The organism is Streptomyces sp. NBC_01317 (assembly GCF_035961655.1).
Taxonomy (GTDB): domain Bacteria; phylum Actinomycetota; class Actinomycetes; order Streptomycetales; family Streptomycetaceae; genus Streptomyces.
In genome coordinates, this window is record NZ_CP108393.1 from 4,017,361 (window position 1) to 4,033,828 (window position 16,468).

Sequence of the window (16,468 nt, forward strand, 5' to 3'; positions counted from 1 at the left end):
GACTACGGAGAGCCTCGCGAACGTTCCTGTCAGGACGCTTTGCCCGAGCTGAAGGACTGCTGGCAATCGGCCGGGGCCCGAGCAGGAGGAGCGGTGAGCCCTCGTACGCCGGTGCCCTACCACGCGTGGGTGGTACGGCACCGGCGTGCGGCGGACGCTGTTACGCCTGGTACGTCTGATGGCTCTCCGTCGCCGAGCGGCGGCGGGACGATACGACGACCATGGCCGCGCCCGCCGCCACGGTCAGGGCGGAGGCCGTGCCCAGGAACCAGGTCGGGATGTCGGCGCCGGTGGAGGCGAGGTTGCCGGAGCCGAGGGGGGTGGATCCCGTGGTGCCACCGGCAGTCGTAGCTCCTGTCGTGCCGCCGGTTGTGCCTCCGGTCGTATCCGTCGTATCCGTCGTACCCGTGGTTCCCCCGGTGTCGGAGTTTCCGCCTGTGCCCGACCCGCCCGTACCCGATTCGCCCGGGTCACCGGGCAGCTCGGCCGCGTCGCTGAGGGTGACGTCCAGGTCCACCGGGTCCAGTGCCGTACCCGCGGTGTAGAAGCCGCCGAAGGCTTTCGCGCCGGCGCTGGTGAGGGTGGCCGCGACGTCGTCGAGCGAGATCACGTCGTCGGTGGCCGTCAGGGCGGACGGGGTGGCCTTGAGGTCGGCGAGGACCACGTCCTCGGACGTCTTGCCGAGGCTGTCGACGTCGGCGGAGAGCGTGCCGGTTCCCCCGTCGATTTCCACCCGCAGGCCGCTCAGGGTCAGGTCGAGGCCGTACGCGCCGCCCGACTCGTGGCCCTTGAACGTGACCGAGCCGGCGAAGGAGGCGGCCAGGGTGTCGGCGTCGAGGTCGTACTCGCCTGTGCCGTCCGTGAAGGTGAAGGCGCCGTTGCCGGATGCCTGCGAGGCACCGTCGGCGGCGCTGATCCTGCCCTTCGCGGCCCCGTCCACGACGTACGAGCGGAAGGATTCCTTTACGCCCCAGCCGAGTTGGCCGTCGGCGATGTCACCCTGGTCGGGCGCCTCGGTGGGAGTGGGCGTGGGGGTGGGGGTGGGGGTCGGCGTGGGGGTGGGAGTCGGGGTCGGGGTGGGCGTGGGCGTGGGAGTCGGCGTGGGAGTGGGGGTCGGAGTCGGCGTCGGGGTCGGAGTCTCCGGCTCCTTCTCGACCACCGTCAGCGGGTCACCCGCCGCGCCTTCGTAACTCCCGCTGCCGAGCGCGTCGGCCGCGCCCTTGGTGAGCGTGGTGGCCATGTCGGTCATGGCGCGGTTGACCGTGACCTTCGCGAGGGCCACGTCGTCGTCGGTCTTGCCGGCCCGCGTGACGTCGGCGGTGACCTCGGACGTACCGCTGTCGAACTTGACGTCGGACAGCGTCACTTCGAAGCCGTGCGCCGTGGAACGGGCCGTCACCGCACCGTCGAAGCCGAGCGCGACCGCGTGGGTGGTGGAGTCGTACGTACCGGTGCCGCCGGTGAAGGTGAAGGCGCCGTTGTCGGCGGCCTGCGTGGCGCCGGACGCGGCGGTGAAGGTGCCGGCGGCCATACCGGTCACGTACGCGCGGTACGACGCCTTGATGCCCCAGGTCAGTTCGTAACCATCGAGCGGTGTGCCGGCGGCGGACGCGGGTGTGGCCAGCAGGGCGGCGGCGCCGAGGGTGACAGCGGTGGCGACAGCGGCGGCGAAGGCGATGGGTCTACGGGTGGCCATGGGAGGCGATCTCCTCGGGAAGGTGGTGGTGATGTCAGGGGGTGAGTTGGTCTTGTTCGGTGCGAGTCGTTCGGTGGGAGTCATTCGGTGTGACGTGGCCGAGGTGATGGGGTCGGTGTGACGTGGCCGGTGGGGTCTCCGTCGGTGTGGTCTCAGTCGGTGTGGTCTCGGTCAGCCCGCCTCGTCGGTCAGCCGCGCACGCCGCCTTCGTACGACCCCGAGGGCGGCCCCCGCCGCCAGCAGCACACCCGCCGCGATACCGAGCGGCAGGACGGGGACGTTCGACGCGTCCGCCGTCGCCTCCGCCCCGGGCCTCGCGCTCTTCCCGGGCCCCGGACTCCCGCTCCCGCTCATCTCCGGCCGAGGCGTGGCATCCGCCCCGCTGCCCAGATCGGGCAGGGCCGGGAGCTCGGCGGCAGAATCCAGAGCGACGGAGAGCGAGACCGGGTCCATCTCCGTACCCACCCGGTACATGGAGTTGAAGGCCCTCGCGCCCTCCGCCGTGAGCTTCGCCGGCGCCTCGGTGAGCGTCACCAGGCCTTTCCCGGCCTTGAGTTGCTTCGCCGCGAAAGTGACCAGGGGAACGTCCGGCGTGGTCGTACCGCCGCCGGTGACATCCGCGCTCAGCGTGCCCTCGCCGTCCTCGACGCGCACAGCGACACCGTCGAGGGCGAGGTCGAGGCCCTGCGCGCCGGTGAAGCGGATCGTCCCCGCGAAGTCGGCGTCCAGGGTCTGCTTCTTCTTGTCGTACGTCCCCTCTCCCCGGGGGAAGCGGAAGAGGGCCCCGCCGTCCTGGGCGCCGCCGGAGAGCTTCCACCCGCCGTGGGCGATCTCGCCGGTGACGTACTCGCGGAAGGTACGGCGTACGCCCCAGTCGACGGCCCCGTCCTCGATCGCGCCCGGGGCGTTCTTCGCCGGTTTTCCGGCCGGCTTCTTCGTCGGCTTCTTCGGCGGATTCTTCGACTCGGCCGCCGATCCGGCCGCCTTTTCGCTGCCAGAAGGCTGCGCCGCCCCCGCCGCCGGCGCCTTGACATCCGCCGACAGGCTGACCGGGTCGAGGGCGGTGCCCGCCGTGTAGTAGCCGGCGAAGGATCGCGCGCCCTGGGCGGTCAGTGTGGCGGGGATGTTGGTGAGTTGTACGACGTTCCCGCCGCCCCTCATGTTGATCCCACCGAGCGCCAGCGAGGCGAAGGCGACCTGCGAGGAGGTCGAGACCGTGCCGCTCCCCTTGGCCTTGCTCGCGATGTCGACGTACAAAATGCCCCCGCCGCCGGAGATCCGGACGGTCGGGCGGCTGATCGTCATGTCGAGCTGGTACGTGCCGTTGCTCTGCCGGTGTCCGAGGAAGTGGACCGAACCCGAGAAGCCGGCGGTGAACGCGCCGGAGTCGGAGTCGTACGACCCGGTGGCCGAGTGGAAGCGGAACCGACCGCCGCCGACCGTGGCCGCGCCACCCCCGAGGGAGTAACTGCCCTGCGCGATCGGGCCGGTGACGTACGACTGGAAGGAGGACTTGATGCCCCAGTCGAGCCGCCCGCCCTGCACCGTACGGCTCGCGGCATGCGCGGTGGTGGCGGGGAGCAGGGCCGCGGAAAGGGCCGTGAGGAGTGCGAGGAGTACGACGCCGAAGGCGTGCGTACGTCTGGACGATGGCATGAGGAATCCCTCCGGGCCCCTAGCGGGTTAGGTAAGGCTAACCTAAGATACGCGAGGGCTCGATGGGAACCCCCACCGAACAGACGACAACGGGACGACAGGACGGTGCCGCTCGTGCGCACACGACTGGTGGGCGGTGCAGTGGTATCCGCGCTCACACTCACCCTCGCCTTCACCGCGACCGCGTGCGGCGGGGACGGTGGCGGTGGCGGTGGCCGTGCCAACGGCGTGGGTACGGGGGGCTCGACCCGGGCCGCCGAACAAGCCCCCGAACAGGCCGCTGACCAGGCCGAAAAGAACGCGGCCGTCGCGGACCGCCTCGAACCGCTCCCGGACACCCCCGCCCCCGACCTGCCCGTCACCGTCACCTCCGCCGACGGCCGGAAGGTCACGGTGCGGAAGTCCGACCGGATCGTCCCGCTGTCCGGCAGCCTCAGCGAGATCGTCTTCACACTCGGGCTCGGCGACCATGTGGTCGCCCGCGACATCACCGCCACCTTCGAGCAGGCCGGCCAACTGCCCGTGGTGACCCGTGGCCATGACGTGTCCGCCGAGAGTGTGCTGTCCCTCAGACCCGACCTCGTCCTCGCCGAGACCACCACCGGCCCCGCCGAGGCCATCGGCCAGATCCGCGACGCGGGCATCCCGCTCGTCACGATCGAGGGCGCCAAGAGCCTGGCCGATGTCGGCACACGTATCGGGGCGGTCGCCGACACCCTCGGTGTCGCCGCGGCCGGGCGGGAGTTGACCACACGCTCGGAGGAGCGGATCGCCGCCGTACAGAAGGACATCCCCGCGAAGCACGACCGCCCGCGCGTCGCGTTCCTCTATGTACGCGGCTCCGCGTCGGTGTATCTGATCGGCGGCAAGGGATCGGGAGCCACCCCGTTGATCGAGGCGGCCGGGGCGCTCGACGCGGGGGCCGACAGCGGGCTGGAGAAGGACTTCACCACGATCACCACCGAGGCGCTGGCCCAGGCCGCGCCGGACGCGATCCTCGTCATGAGCAAGGGACTTGAGTCGGTCGGCGGGGTGGACGGACTGGTCGAACTGCCCGGCGTGGCGCAGACGCCCGCCGGGATGGACCGCCGGATCGTGTCGATCGACGACGGCGTCCTGCTCAACTACGGGCCGCGCACCGACCAGGTGCTGCGGTCGCTGGTGGAGCAGTTGTACGGGAAAGACGCCGCGAAGTGACCACACTCGACAGACCCAGCGGGACAATGCCGGCCACGAAGCGGGCCACCGCACCCAAGGAGCCACCTCCCCCTCTCCCCACCCGCCACACCCCCACCACCGCCTGGCTCCTCACCGCCGGCCTGGCAGCCGTACTCGTCCTCCTCGTCCTCACCTCCGCCCGGCTCGGCGCCTACGACCTCTCCACCGGCGAGGTGATCGGCTCCCTCCGACACCGAATCGGCCTGGGAGGAGCGGAGTTGGACCGGGTGGGCGAGTCCGTCCTCTGGAACGTCCGCTTCCCGCGCATCGTCCTGGCCCTCCTCGTGGGCGCGTCGCTGGGCTGCGCGGGCGCGCTGATGCAGGGCGTCTTCGGCAACCCGCTCGCCGAGCCCGGCGTCATCGGCATCTCCTCCGGCGCGGCGGTCGGCGCGGTCGGCTGCATCTCGCTCGGGCTGGACTTCCTCGGCACGTGGACGGTCCCGGTGGCAGCCTTCGTCGCCGGCCTGGCGACGGTCCTGCTCGTGTACGCGCTGTCGCGGTCGGACGGGCGCAGCGAAGTGGTGACACTGATCCTCACCGGCATCGCGGTGAACGCCTTCGCGGGCGCGCTGATCGGCCTGTTCATCTTCTTCGCGGACACCGCCGCCATCAACCAGATCACCTTCTGGCAACTCGGCTCGCTCGCCCAGGCCACCTGGCCCAAGGTCCTCGCCGTGTTGCCGTGCGCGGTCATCGGTCTCGCCGCCGCCCCTTCGTACGCACGCAAGTTGGACCTGCTCGCACTCGGCGAACGACCCGCCCGCCACCTGGGGGTGGACGTCGAGCGGCTGCGGATGGTCCTGGTCCTGGTCATCGCGCTGCTGACGGCGGCGGCCGTCTCGGTGTCCGGGATCATCGGCTTTGTCGGCCTGGTCGTTCCGCACCTGCTGCGCATGGCGGCGGGCCCCGGCCACCGCTTCCTGATCGGGGGCAGCGCGCTGGGCGGGGCGGTGGTCCTGCTGGCGGGCGACCTGACGGCCCGTACCGTCGCCGAACCCGCCGAACTCCCCCTCGGGGTGCTGACCGCGCTCTTCGGCAGCCCGTTCTTCTTCTGGCTGCTGCGCCGGACGCGCCGCAAGCAGGGAGGCTGGGCATGAGATACCTGTTCCCAGGGTTCACCACCCGCGAGCGCGTCCTCCCCGACCGCAACAACACGGGGGCCACCGTCGCCGAAACTCGCAACCTGCGGGTGAGCCGGGGCAGCCGAGACGTACTGACCGGGATCGACCTCACCTCCCGCGCGGGCGAGGTGCTGGCCCTGGTCGGTCCCAACGGGGCGGGCAAGTCAACGCTGTTGGCCGCGCTCGCGGCGGATCTCGCCCCCGCCGCGGGTGAGGTACGGATCTGTGGCCGCGACGCCCGCGCCTGGTCCGCCCCCGAACTGGCCCTGCGCCGGTCCGTCCTCCCCCAAACCGCTGTGCTGGCCTTCCCGTTCACGGTCGAGGAGGTCGTACGGATGGGCCGGGCGCCCTGGTCGGGCACCGCGCGGGCGGACGAGGACGACGCGGTGGTCGCGGAGGCGATGGCGGCGACCGAGGTGACGCCGTTCGCGGACCGTGTCGTCTCCACACTGTCGGGCGGCGAACGGGCACGGGTGGCGCTGGCCCGCGTACTGGCCCAGCGGACCCCACTCCTGCTCCTGGACGAACCGACGGCGGCCCTCGACCTGCGCCACCAGGAGCTGGTGCTACGCATCTGCCGCACCCGCGCGACGGCCGGCGACGCGGTCGTGATCGTCCTCCACGACCTGGGCCTGGCAGCGGCCTACGCGGACCGCGCCGCCGTACTCCAGGACGGCCGCACAGCGGCCGAAGGCCCACCGGACCAGGTCTTCGAGGAGGCCCTACTGACCCACGTCTACCGCCAACCGGTAGAGGTACTCCCCCACCCCCGCACGGGCACCCCTCTCGTCCTCCCCAAACGCCCCGCTCGACCCCCCACACCCTGATCGCTACGGCGTGCCGTCGATGTCCTCGTGCAGGTGCACGATCAGCCACGGGCCCCCGGGGCGGGTGCGTCGCAGGACCGCCGTGTTGCGTGCCTGTACCGAGGGGGCCGTGTGGAAGTCGACCCGGAGCCAGTAGCGGGCCACCGCCAGGTCTCCGAAGATGTCGATCACCTGTCCGTACGCCGTCAGTCCGGACTCGGCGGGGCCTTCGTCGGACGTCGGCCGGGTGTCGCGGACTCGGTCCAACTCCGCCTTTCCCAGGAGGAGTTCGGATGTCGCCGAGTCCCAGATGGTGGCCTCGGGGTCCAGGTAGGAGTCGATACGCGCGCGGTCGCCCGCCGTGTAGCTCTCGTACATGTCCGTGATCACCGCCCACACCGCCACGAGGTCCGGGGGTGCGCCGCCGGGCCGTGCGCTTCTGGGTGCGCTCGGCTCGGGGTGGGACGCGGAGGCGGGCATGGTGAAGTCCTTCTGTGGCAGGGGGAACGGGGAGGGGGGAACGGGGAGGGGGGACTGGGTCGGCGAAGTGCTTTTGGCTGAGGTCAGGCCGCCGGATACAGGCGGCACGCGACCCCCGCGATCAGGCGCGGGTCCTCGCGGTCGCAGCCCTCGAAGGCGAGCGGGCAGCGGGGGTGGAAGCGGCAGCCGCTCGGGGGCGCGGCCGGGTCCGGTACGTCGCCGGGGAGTTCGGCGGGGAGCCTGCCCGCGCCGTCGGGCTGGGGGATCGCCGCCAACAGCGCCCGCGTGTACGGGTGCCGGGGGTTCGCCCAGACCTCGGCGGTGGGGCCGGTCTCCACGATCCGCCCCAGGTACATCACCGCGATGCGGTCCGCGATCAGCCGTACGACGGACAGGTCGTGGCTGATGAACAGCAGCCCCGCCCCCGACTCCACGGCCAACGACCGCATCAGCGCCGCCACTTGGGACTGCGCGGAGGCGTCCAGCGCCGAGATCGGCTCGTCGCCGACCAGCAGCCGGGGGCGGGCCGCGAGCGCGCGGGCGATGGCGATGCGCTGCCGCTGGCCGCCGGAGAACTCCTGCGGATAGCGCCCCGCGTCGGCGGCCGACAGGCCGACCCGGGTCAGGAAGTCCTCCGGCCTCGCTCCGTCGGGGCCCTCGCCGCGCCCGGCCGCCGTACGGATGCCGTCGGCTATCTGCGTACCCACCCGGCGGCGGGGGTTGAGGGATCCGTACGGGTCCTGGAACACCATTTGCACGCGCGTCAGTTCGGGGTCGCGACGCCGCACGCGGAGTGGCGTCACCGGTGTTCCGTCGAACGCGATCGTGCCCTCCTTGGCCGCTGTGAGCCCGCAGACCGCGCGGGCCAGGGTGGACTTGCCGCACCCCGACTCGCCCACCAGCCCCACGACTTCACCGGCCCGCACCTCCAGGCTGACCCCGGCGACCGCCCGGGTCGGCTCCGCGCCGGGGCGGCGGTACTGGACGACGAGGTCGTCGATGCTGAGGAGGGGCGCCGGGCCGGCGGTCGGGACCGGGGTCAGGTGCGGGGTCGGGAGAGAGGTCATGGGGTGCTCCTTCCGGGGAGCGCGTCCAGGAGCGTACGGGTGTAGTCGTGGCGCGGTGCGGTGAGGACGCGGCCACGCGGACCGGTCTCGACAACCCGCCCGTACCGCATCACACTGACCTCGTCGGCGATCGCCGACATCACACCGAGGTCGTGGGTGACGAGGAGTACGGCGAGGCCGAGGTCGTCGCACAGGCCGCGCAGGAGCCGTAGCACCCCGGCCTGCACGGTGACGTCGAGCGCGGTGGTCGGCTCGTCGGCGATCAGCACCTTGGGTTCGCAGGCCAGCGCGATGGCGATGGCGATGCGCTGGCGCATCCCGCCGGAGAACTGGTGCGGGTAACTCCCCAACGCTTCCTGCGGGTTGGGGATACGCACCTGGCCCAGCAGGTCGGCGGCCCTGGCGCGGGCCGCCTTCTTGTCGAGCTTGAGGTGGTGGCGCAGGTGGTCGGTCATCTGGTGTCCGATGCTGAGCATCGGGTGCAGGCTGGTGGACGGGTCCTGGAACACCATGCTCATCGCCCGGCCGCGCAGTTCGCCCAGCCCGCGGGGCGGCAGGGTCAGGAGATCGGTGCCGTCCAGCTGGACGCTGCCGGTGGTACGGGCGCCGTTCGGCAGCAGTCCGAGAACGGCCAGGCCGGTCATGGTCTTGCCGGAACCGCTCTCGCCGGCCAGTCCGTGGATGCGGCCGGGGCGCAGCGCGAGGTCGACGCCGTGCAGGATGCGGCGGGGGCCGTTCCCGGCGGGGAGGTCGACGGTGAGGCCGGTGATCTTCAGTACGTCGGCGGGCGCGCTGCCCGCAGCGTTGTCCGTACTCACGCCACACGCTCCTTCTCCGCGCCGAGCGTGCGCGCCGTACCCGGGTCGAGCGCGTCCCGCAGTGCGTCGCCCAGGAAGTTGAAGGCGAGGACGACGGTCAGGATCGCCAGGCCGGGGAAGACCCCGATCCACCACTTGTCGAACTGCTGCGTCCCCGCCGCGACCATCGCCCCCCACTCGGCGGTCGGCGGCTTCGCGCCCAGGCCGAGGAAGGACAGCCCGGACAGCAGCAGCGTCGCCGTACCGATGTCGAGGGTGGCCAGCACCAGCAGCGGTCCGAGGACGTTGGGCAGGACGTCCACGCGCAGGGACCGCCAGGCGGAGAAGCCCAACAGCCGCCCGCTGAGCACGAATTCGCGTGAGCGCAGGCCCATCACCAGACCGCGGGTGACCCGGGCGTACGAGGGCCAGGCGACGACGAGGACGGCGAGTACCGCGTTCTGGAGGCTGGCGCCGAGCGCGGCGGCGACCACCATCGCGAGGATGACGGTCGGGAAGGCGAACACCAGGTCCGCGATCCGCATCACGGTCTCGTCCACCCACCGCCCGAAGAACCCGGCGCAGGCCCCGAGGACGCCACCGATCAGCAGCGACAGGGTGACCAGCAGCAGCGCGAGGGGGATCGAGACGCGGGCGCCGTAGAGCACGCGGCTCAGTACGTCCCGGCCCAGCTCGTCCGTACCGAACCAGTGTCCGGCCCCCGGCCCGGCCAGCCGGGGCAGGTCCTGCGCGAGCGGGTCGTGCGGGGCGAGCAGCGGCGCGGCCAGCACGATCACCAGCCAGAGGCCGCTGACCACACCGCCGATGACGGCGAGCGGCCTGCGCCAGGCGCGGGGCAGGCGCCGCAGCGGGTTGAACCGCCCGGGGCCGCCCGTCGCGGCAGACCCCCTCGACCACTTCCCGTTCACTGCACCCTCACCCTCGGATCGATCACGCCGTACAGCACGTCCACGGCGAGGTTGACGGTCAGATACACGATGCCGACGACCAGCCCGACACCCATCACGGCCGGCAGGTCGAGCGTCGTCGCGCTGCGGTACGCGTACGCCCCCAGCCCCGGCCAGGCGAAGATCGACTCGACCAGTACGGTGCCCGACAGCAGCGCGCCGAAGGCCAGCCCCGCGACCGTGATCACCGGGACGAGCGCCGCCCGGAGCACGTACTGGAACAGCACCGTCCGCCCGGGCAGTCCCTTCGCGCGCGCCGCCCTGATGTAGTCCTGCCCCAGCACTTCGAGCACGGCGGAGCGGGTGAATCTGGTCAGCAGGCCGACGGTGTACGCGGTCAGCACCAGCGCCGGGAGCACCAGGTGCCCCGCCGCGCTCCAGAACACCTGCCACTGCCCGGCGAGCGCGGCGTCGACCGTGTACAGGCCCGTGACGTGCGGTGGAGCGATCAGATCGGGAGCGATACGGCCGCTGCCCGGTGCGATGCCGAGCCGGTAGAAGAAGACGTAGAAGGCCAGCAGCGCCAGCCAGAACGTCGGCACCGACACCCCCAGCAGGCTCACGACCCGCAGGAGCTGGTCGGTGAACCGGTCCCGGCGCAGCGCCGCGATCACCCCGAACGCCACCCCCACGACCAGCGACACGACAATCGCGGCCCCGGCCAGCTCCAAGGTCGCCGGCACGGCGGTGCTCAGGTCCGTCAGCACCGACTGGTGGCTCTGCTGGGACTCGCCCAGGTCGCCCTGGAACAGATGGCCGAGGTACGTGACGTACTGGAGCGGCAGCGGCTTGTCGAGGCCGTAGTGGTGCCGGAACTGCGCGACGATCGCCGGATCGCCGACCGCCCGCTGCCCGAGGGCCGCCGCCGCCGGATCGCCCGGCACCAGGTTGGTGAGGATGAATGTGACCAGCGTCACGCCGAAGGCCAGCAGGACGGCGGTCGCGGTCCGGCGGAGGAGGAAGCGGGCGAGCGGGTGGCGGGCGAGCAGCCGCCCGCCTTTGCCGTTGCCTCCGCGCACGCGACTCACGCGACTCACCCGGCTCGCGCGCCCGCCGCCCCCGGCCGGTCCCTTACTTGGCACCGAGCTCAGCGACATCGATCGTCCACACGGGGTTGTACGCCAGGCCGGACACCGTCGACGCCGCCACGATGTGCCGGCTGGGCTGCATCAGCGGGATGAACGGCCCGCCGTCGTTGAGGTCCGTCTGGATCTGCTCGTACAGCTTCTGGCGGGTGGCGGTGTCGGTCGCCGTCGCCGCCTTCTCGCCCAGGGCGGTCAGCGCCGGGTCGGCGCCCGCCTTGTAATTGGCGCGCAGCCCCACCAGACCGCCGGGCAGGAAGGCCAGGTAGTCGCTGGGGTCCGGGTAGTCCGGGCCCCAGTACCAGAGGCCGAGCTGCTCCTTGCCGTTCCGGTAGTTGTCCAGCTCGGTGGTGGTCGGGGCCGGCGCCAGGGTGACCGTGATGCCGACCTCCTTGAGCTGCGCCTGGACCCGCTCGGCCATGGACTGGAACGACAGGCCGTCCAGGGTCAGGTCGCTGGCGTAACTCAGCTTCACCGACGGGTTCTTGATCTTGCTGGCGGCCAGTGCCGCCTTGGCCCCGGCCAGGTCCCGCGCCGGCGCCTGCCCGGCGGGCAGCGCGCCCACGAAGGTCGACGGGATGACCCCGCCGGGCTGGACGGAACCACTGCCGCCGAGCGTCAGCAGGCTCTTGTAGTCGATGCCCTTGCGCACCGCCTCACGGAACTTCGCGTCGGCGGTGGCGTCGCTCACGCCCGGGTCCAGGTTCAGCAGAAGGAAGATCACGTCCGAGGACGGCCCGCTGAGCACCTTGAGCCCGCCGCCGAGCCCCGCCGCCTGGTCGGAGTTCAAGTCCAGGGCGATCTGGCTGTCGCCGCGCTGGACGTTGAGTTTCTGGGTAGGCGCCTGGACGTTACGTATGACGATCTTGTCGTACGTTGGTTTCTGCGCGCCCGTGTACTTCGGGTTCTTCGCCAGCACGACCTGCGTGTTCGCGTTGAAGGACGTCAGTGTGTACGGGCCTGAGCCGGCGGAGCTCTTGTTGAGGTACTTCTCCGCCGCGTCCGCCGCCGTCGCCGTACCGCCCTGGGCCTGGACCGCCTTCGCGTTGAGGATGCCGAGGGCGGGGTTGGGCAGGATGTTCGGCAGCGCAGGGTTGGCCTTCTTCGAGGTCAGGGTGATCGTCGAGGCGTCCTTCTTGGTGACCGTGACCCCGTCGAGCAGGAACGACGGGTTGCCCTTGAGCCCGATCACGCGGGTCAGCGAGAACACCACGTCGTCCGCCGTGACCGCGCTCCCGTCGGAGAACTTCGCCCCCGCGCGCAGGTGCAGGGTGAGCGTCCTGCTGTCCGGCGACTCCTCGTACGAGGACGCCAGCCCCGGCAGCGGCTTGGTGACGTCACCGCCCTTGAAGGTCAGCAGCGTCTCGTACAGCGCCTTGTCCACGATGCTGCCGGTCGGCTCGAACTCGCGGCCCGGGTCGGCGGTCTTCAGGTTGAACGAGGTGTCGACGACCAGCGTCTTCCCGCCGGAGGAGCCGGAGCCGGACGTACCGCCGGAGCCGGAGCAGGCGCTGAGGGCGAGGGCGGCCAGGGTGACGAGCGAGACGGCCGCCGGGTACGACCCGGTACGCGATCTGGACATGGGTGCCTCCGAGGGCGGGGACGGGCGGGAGAAGGCGGGGCGGGGAGGAGGAGCGGGGTAGGGCGGGTGGGCGTCGATGGCCACCGGGTGGGGGAGATCCCTGGACGTTTCACCGTAGGGTGGGGTGAAGCTAACCAACACTTCCGGCCAACGGGACCAGAACAAGACAAAAAAGCTCCGAAAGGCACGACCGTGGAAGATTTGTCAAGCCCGGGAACCTCCGGCGAACGCAGCCCTGGACGGATAGGCATCGGTCTTGCCCTGGATTCGGTGCATTTCAGGATCCTGGGCGTCCTCCGGAGCCAGGGCCGGATCTCCGTGGCCTCGCTCGCCGAGCGGGTCGGCATCTCGCGCGCCAACGCGTACACCCGCTTCGAGGCCCTGCGCGCCGATGGCGTCATCAGCGGCTTCAGCGCCCGGGTCGACCCGTCCCGTATCGGCCTCGACATCTGCGCGCTGGTCTTCGTCACCGTCCGCCAGGACCTCTGGAAGCAGTTCCGCGCGACGCTCGCGACCATGCCGGAGGTCGAGTACTGCGCCATCACCACAGGTCAGCACGATGCGATGATCCAGATCCGGGTCCCGGACGTCAGCGCCGTACACCGCCTGGTCACGGAGCAGCTCGCCAGCATCCCGGCGGTACGTGCCACGGAGACCGTGATCATCCTGGACGAGGTGCTGCGCCGCCCGTACGTCCTGCCGACCGCGCCCCGGACCACCGAGCCGACGCCGACCACCGCACCGGGCGCCTCCGGGACGGGCCAGTTCGGCATGACGCGCTTCATCCCGGCGGCGGAGGGCCGCGCGGACCTGCAACGGGCGGGGGAGGCGGAGGACTGACGTCCTCGCCGGGCGTGCGGCCGCGTACCCGCCGTGTCCGGCGGTGTGTCGGTGTGTTCTGTTCGCGCTGCCCACCAGGGGGACTTCCGCCTGACCCGGTTCAACCGTCAGCGGGCATGGTCACGGGAGGCGGGGGCGGCGGGGCTGTCGCGGCAGGCCCTCGACGCGGTTCTCCAACGCCCGGACGAGCCGGGCGAGTTGCTCGCGTACTGGACGTCCCGGTACGGGCGGCGGACCGGCCGTGGCAGGGGGAGCTGTTCCGGTACGCGCTGGTCACCGGCGAGGGCGGGGGCGAGCTGCTGGCGGCGGCCGGGATGACGTGGGAGGCGTTGGCGGGGTGGTCGCGGAGGCCGCTGGACACCGCGGTGTAGGAGGCGGTGATCCCCTCAATGGGGCCGACGGCGCTGGTCCGCGACCTCCGTGACTTCGACCTCGCCGGGGTCGGCGACGAGGCCGCCGCCGACGTGGCGCGCCGCATCTCGGACCCGGACGAGGTGGCGCGGTCCCGGCAGTTCCCCTTCCGCTACCTGGCCGCCCACCGCACCGCGCCCTCGCCGCGCTGGGAAGAGTCCGTGGAGGCGGCCCTCGGCCACTCGCTCGCCAACGTGCCCGCGCTGCCCGGCCGGACGCCGGTCCTGGCGGACCGCTCGGGCTCGATGTTCGACCGGCCCGGCGCCCGGACCGACCCGACCGGGCCGACTCCGCCGCGATCTTCGGCACCGCCCTGGCCGTCCGGGCCGAGCGCGCCGACCTGGTCGATTTCGGCTCCGACAGCCGGCCGGTGGAGGTCGCCCCGGCGAGTCCGTCCTCCGCGCGCTGAAGCGGTTCCACCGCCTCGGCGGTACGGACACGGCCGGGGCCGTCACCCGGCACTACCGGGAACACGACCGGGTGGTGGTCGTCACCGACGAGCAGGCCCACTGGACCCCGCCGGGCCACGAACCGCTCGGCGCCGTACCCGAGCACGTCCCGGTCTCCACCTGGAACCTGGCGGGGTACGCGGTCGCCCACACCGCCCCGGCCCCCCACCGCCACACCTTCGGCGGCCTCAGCGACGCGGCCTTCCGCCTGATCCCGCTGCTGGAGTCGGGGCGGGGGCGGGGTGGCCCTGGGAGCAGGGGGCGCGCCGGGCGGCGGGTGGGGCGCGCGCCGGCGCGGTGTCCTCGTAACGCCTCCGGAGCGGGGGCCGGTCGGGTCCGCCGCCGGGCCCGGCCGGCCCCTGCCGACCCCGGCGTCCGGGGCGCAGGGTGGGAGGACGCCCGACCGGGGGCGCTGTGGAGGGAAGTGGGAAACATGTCTGGACGTCATGTGGTCGTGGGCGTCGACGGGTCGATCATCTCGACCCGCGCGCAGGACGTGGCCGCAGCGGAGGCGGTACGCCGATCGGTGGCCCTGGCGATCGTGTACGCCGTGCCGGACCTGGACGTGGCCGGCCCGGTGCTGGCCGCGTCCGCCGCCCGGTCGCGGGCGCGTCATCCCGGTCTGGTCGTCCGTCTCTCGGCCGTCGCCTCGGAACCGGCCGCCGCCCTGGTCGCCCGGGGCGCCCACGCGGCCCTCACGGTCGTCGGGACGAGGGCCCTGGGCGGCTTCGCCTCGCTGGCGTCGCGCTCGGTGGCCCACCAGGTCGCCGAGCTGAGCCACCGGCCGTTGCTGATCGTCGGCCCGGGGCACCTCACGCTCCACGCCGAGACGGGTGAGGTGTTGCTGGCCGTCGAGCGCGACACCGACACCGAAGCCGCCGGCTTCGCCTTCGAGGAGTCCGTACGACGTGGCGCGCGGCTGCGCTTCCTGCACACCGCGCACTACCGCCCGAGGGTGGCCGGCGCGGGGCCGGGAGGCGGAGTGGCCGCCGTGGCCGCCGGCGGCGATCACCGTGGGCCCGCGCACCAGCGGCAGCAACAGCAACAGCGCCGGCAGCACCAGCGGCAGGACGAGGCGAACTCCCCCGTATCGGACCGGGACTTGATATCCGCCACCGCCGGGGCCGACGTCGTGATCATCGCCTACCGGCGGCACGGGGTTCCGGGCCACCCACGGCACACACCGACCGTGCACGCGCTTCTGCACCACGCACACTGCCCGGTGCTCCTGATTCCCACCGGTCCGCCGAACACACCGCTCCCCTGAGGGGTGTTGCGTGCGGGGTGGTGTGTTGCGTGCGCGGAGGGGCTGATTCCCTCAGCGTTCGCGGCGCGCGGGGGGTTGCGGGGCCGCCTGGGCCGCCTGGGTCGCCAGGACGGCTGCCTGGATCCGGCGCTCCACGCCGAGCTTGGCGAGAAGGCGGGAGATGTTGTTCTTCACCGTCTTCTCGGACAGGAAAAGGCGCTTGCCGATCCCCGCGTTGGTGAGGCCTTCGCCGATCAGGTCCAGGATCTCCCGTTCGCGTACGGAAAGACCCGCCAGGGCTCCTGAACCACCGCCCCGGGCGCTCTCCTCGCCGCGCAGGCTGCTCATCAGGCGGCTGGTGGTGGCCGGGTCGAGCATCGACTGGCCGGAGGCGACGGTACGGACCGCCGCGACCAGGTCGACCCCCTTGATCTCCTTGAGGACGTACCCCGAGGCCCCGGCCATGATCGCGTCGAGAAGAGCGTCGTCGTCGTCGAAGGACGTCAGCATCAGACAGGCGAGGTGGGGCATTCTCGACCGCAACTCCCGGCAGACCGTGATGCCGTCGCCGTCGGGCAGCCGTACGTCCAGCACGGCGACGTCGGGACGCAGCGCCGGCCCGCGCGCCAGGGCCTGTTCGGCCGTCCCCGCCTCGCCGACGACCTCGATGCCGGATTCGGCGTCGAGGAGATCGTGCACCCCCCGCCGGACCACCTCGTGGTCGTCGAGCAGGAAGACCCGGATCGGCTGTTGCCCCTGCGGTCCGGTGTCCTGGCTGTCGGTCATGGTGATCCTCCACGGTCTCGGGAGAACCTTCCCCGGTAGGGCCCATGGTGTCCCGCCGGCCGACCGCGACGCCAGGGCCGGTCGGGCCATGGCGGGGAGCGGGTGGCCGGCGTCCTCGGCGACCGCGGCCCCGCTCTCCGCGCCGTACGCGTGCGGCACGTACAGGGGTACGCCCCGGCGCCCGGCCGCCTCGAAGGCGAACCGATCACCTCGTCGCAGGCGTGCGCCGGGCCGATCCCGACGACCACCCGACAGGCCCGCTG

General features: G+C 72.2%; 14 protein-coding genes and 1 pseudogene. 6 read left to right on the forward strand and 9 right to left on the reverse strand.

The features are described from left to right. Window positions 1-160: 160 nt before the first annotated feature. Complete coding sequence (locus tag OG349_RS17095; protein ID WP_327235430.1) at window positions 161-1,696, reverse strand: HtaA domain-containing protein; 1,536 nt, start codon at window positions 1,694-1,696, stop codon at window positions 161-163. Window positions 1,697-1,867: 171 nt separating this feature from the next. Then, window positions 1,868-3,352: an HtaA domain-containing protein gene (locus tag OG349_RS17100; RefSeq protein ID WP_327235431.1), complete on the reverse strand. Its 1,485-nt coding sequence runs from the start codon at window positions 3,350-3,352 to the stop codon at window positions 1,868-1,870. A gap of 114 nt (window positions 3,353-3,466) precedes the next feature. Here OG349_RS17100 and OG349_RS17105 point away from each other — a divergent pair, with 114 nt between their 5' ends. The 3 genes from OG349_RS17105 to OG349_RS17115 are packed head-to-tail and all read left to right on the forward strand — an operon-like array spanning window position 3,467 to window position 6,518. Continuing rightward, window positions 3,467-4,549, forward strand: coding sequence for a heme/hemin ABC transporter substrate-binding protein (locus tag OG349_RS17105; RefSeq protein ID WP_442806265.1), 1,083 nt, complete (start codon window positions 3,467-3,469; stop codon window positions 4,547-4,549). A gap of 26 nt (window positions 4,550-4,575) precedes the next feature. Continuing rightward, window positions 4,576-5,667 (forward strand): FecCD family ABC transporter permease, encoded by a 1,092-nt coding sequence (locus OG349_RS17110; RefSeq protein ID WP_327235433.1) that lies wholly within the window; start codon window positions 4,576-4,578, stop codon window positions 5,665-5,667. After that, window positions 5,664-6,518 carry a heme ABC transporter ATP-binding protein gene (locus OG349_RS17115; RefSeq protein WP_327235434.1) on the forward strand — a complete coding sequence of 285 codons (855 nt, stop codon included), beginning with the start codon at window positions 5,664-5,666 and terminating at the stop codon, window positions 6,516-6,518. The genes OG349_RS17110 and OG349_RS17115 overlap by 4 nt, the downstream gene beginning before the upstream one ends. 3 nt (window positions 6,519-6,521) lie before the next feature. Here OG349_RS17115 and OG349_RS17120 read toward each other — a convergent pair whose 3' ends face one another. The 6 genes from OG349_RS17120 to OG349_RS17145 form a co-directional block, all read right to left on the reverse strand. Beyond that, complete coding sequence (locus OG349_RS17120) at window positions 6,522-6,977, reverse strand: nuclear transport factor 2 family protein (protein WP_327235435.1); 456 nt, start codon at window positions 6,975-6,977, stop codon at window positions 6,522-6,524. A gap of 83 nt (window positions 6,978-7,060) precedes the next feature. Next, window positions 7,061-8,044, reverse strand: coding sequence for an ABC transporter ATP-binding protein (locus tag OG349_RS17125; RefSeq protein WP_327235436.1), 984 nt, complete (start codon window positions 8,042-8,044; stop codon window positions 7,061-7,063). Beyond that, complete coding sequence (locus OG349_RS17130; RefSeq protein WP_327235437.1) at window positions 8,041-8,862, reverse strand: ABC transporter ATP-binding protein; 822 nt, start codon at window positions 8,860-8,862, stop codon at window positions 8,041-8,043. Before OG349_RS17130 ends, OG349_RS17125 begins: the two co-directional genes overlap by 4 nt. Beyond that, window positions 8,859-9,770 (reverse strand): ABC transporter permease, encoded by a 912-nt coding sequence (locus OG349_RS17135; RefSeq protein WP_327235438.1) that lies wholly within the window; start codon window positions 9,768-9,770, stop codon window positions 8,859-8,861. Before OG349_RS17135 ends, OG349_RS17130 begins: the two co-directional genes overlap by 4 nt. Continuing rightward, a complete protein-coding gene (locus tag OG349_RS17140) occupies window positions 9,767-10,837 on the reverse strand; it encodes an ABC transporter permease (RefSeq protein WP_327235439.1) in 1,071 nt (356 codons plus the stop codon). The genes OG349_RS17135 and OG349_RS17140 overlap by 4 nt, the downstream gene beginning before the upstream one ends. Before the next feature lie 43 nt (window positions 10,838-10,880). After that, complete coding sequence (locus OG349_RS17145; RefSeq protein WP_327235440.1) at window positions 10,881-12,473, reverse strand: ABC transporter substrate-binding protein; 1,593 nt, start codon at window positions 12,471-12,473, stop codon at window positions 10,881-10,883. Window positions 12,474-12,743: 270 nt separating this feature from the next. Between OG349_RS17145 and OG349_RS17150 the strand changes: the two genes are divergently transcribed. The 3 genes and pseudogenes from OG349_RS17150 (at window position 12,744) to OG349_RS17160 (ending at window position 15,440) form a co-directional block, all read left to right on the forward strand. Continuing rightward, the gene (locus OG349_RS17150; protein WP_327235441.1) at window positions 12,744-13,313 is read left to right on the forward strand and encodes an Lrp/AsnC family transcriptional regulator; all 570 of its coding nucleotides are present in this window, start codon (window positions 12,744-12,746) and stop codon (window positions 13,311-13,313) included. Between the two features lie 147 nt (window positions 13,314-13,460). Further along, a pseudogene (locus OG349_RS17155) lies at window positions 13,461-14,482 on the forward strand (TROVE domain-containing protein); the annotation flags it as partial. A 124-nt stretch (window positions 14,483-14,606) separates the two neighbouring features. Beyond that, window positions 14,607-15,440, forward strand: a complete 834-nt coding sequence (locus OG349_RS17160) for a universal stress protein (RefSeq protein WP_327235442.1) — start codon at window positions 14,607-14,609, stop codon at window positions 15,438-15,440. A 51-nt stretch (window positions 15,441-15,491) separates the two neighbouring features. Here the strand turns inward: OG349_RS17160 and OG349_RS17165 are convergent, their stop codons facing one another. Then, the gene (locus OG349_RS17165; protein WP_327235443.1) at window positions 15,492-16,205 is read right to left on the reverse strand and encodes a response regulator transcription factor; all 714 of its coding nucleotides are present in this window, start codon (window positions 16,203-16,205) and stop codon (window positions 15,492-15,494) included. Between the last annotated feature and the right edge of the window lie 263 nt (window positions 16,206-16,468).

Excerpts from the sequence above, each read along its gene's own strand:
- OG349_RS17095 (WP_327235430.1), bottom strand. The coding sequence starts at position 1,696 with ATGGCCACCCGTAGACCCATCGCCTTCGCCGCCGCTGTCGCCACCGCT.
- OG349_RS17100 (WP_327235431.1), bottom strand. The coding sequence starts at position 3,352 with ATGCCATCGTCCAGACGTACGCACGCCTTCGGCGTCGTACTCCTCGCA.
- OG349_RS17110 (WP_327235433.1), top strand. The coding sequence starts at position 4,576 with ATGCCGGCCACGAAGCGGGCCACCGCACCCAAGGAGCCACCTCCCCCT.
- OG349_RS17115 (WP_327235434.1), top strand. The coding sequence starts at position 5,664 with ATGAGATACCTGTTCCCAGGGTTCACCACCCGCGAGCGCGTCCTCCCC.
- OG349_RS17120 (WP_327235435.1), bottom strand. The coding sequence starts at position 6,977 with ATGCCCGCCTCCGCGTCCCACCCCGAGCCGAGCGCACCCAGAAGCGCA.
- OG349_RS17125 (WP_327235436.1), bottom strand. The coding sequence starts at position 8,044 with ATGACCTCTCTCCCGACCCCGCACCTGACCCCGGTCCCGACCGCCGGC.
- OG349_RS17145 (WP_327235440.1), bottom strand. The coding sequence starts at position 12,473 with ATGTCCAGATCGCGTACCGGGTCGTACCCGGCGGCCGTCTCGCTCGTC.
- OG349_RS17160 (WP_327235442.1), top strand. The coding sequence starts at position 14,607 with ATGTCTGGACGTCATGTGGTCGTGGGCGTCGACGGGTCGATCATCTCG.
- OG349_RS17165 (WP_327235443.1), bottom strand. The coding sequence starts at position 16,205 with ATGACCGACAGCCAGGACACCGGACCGCAGGGGCAACAGCCGATCCGG.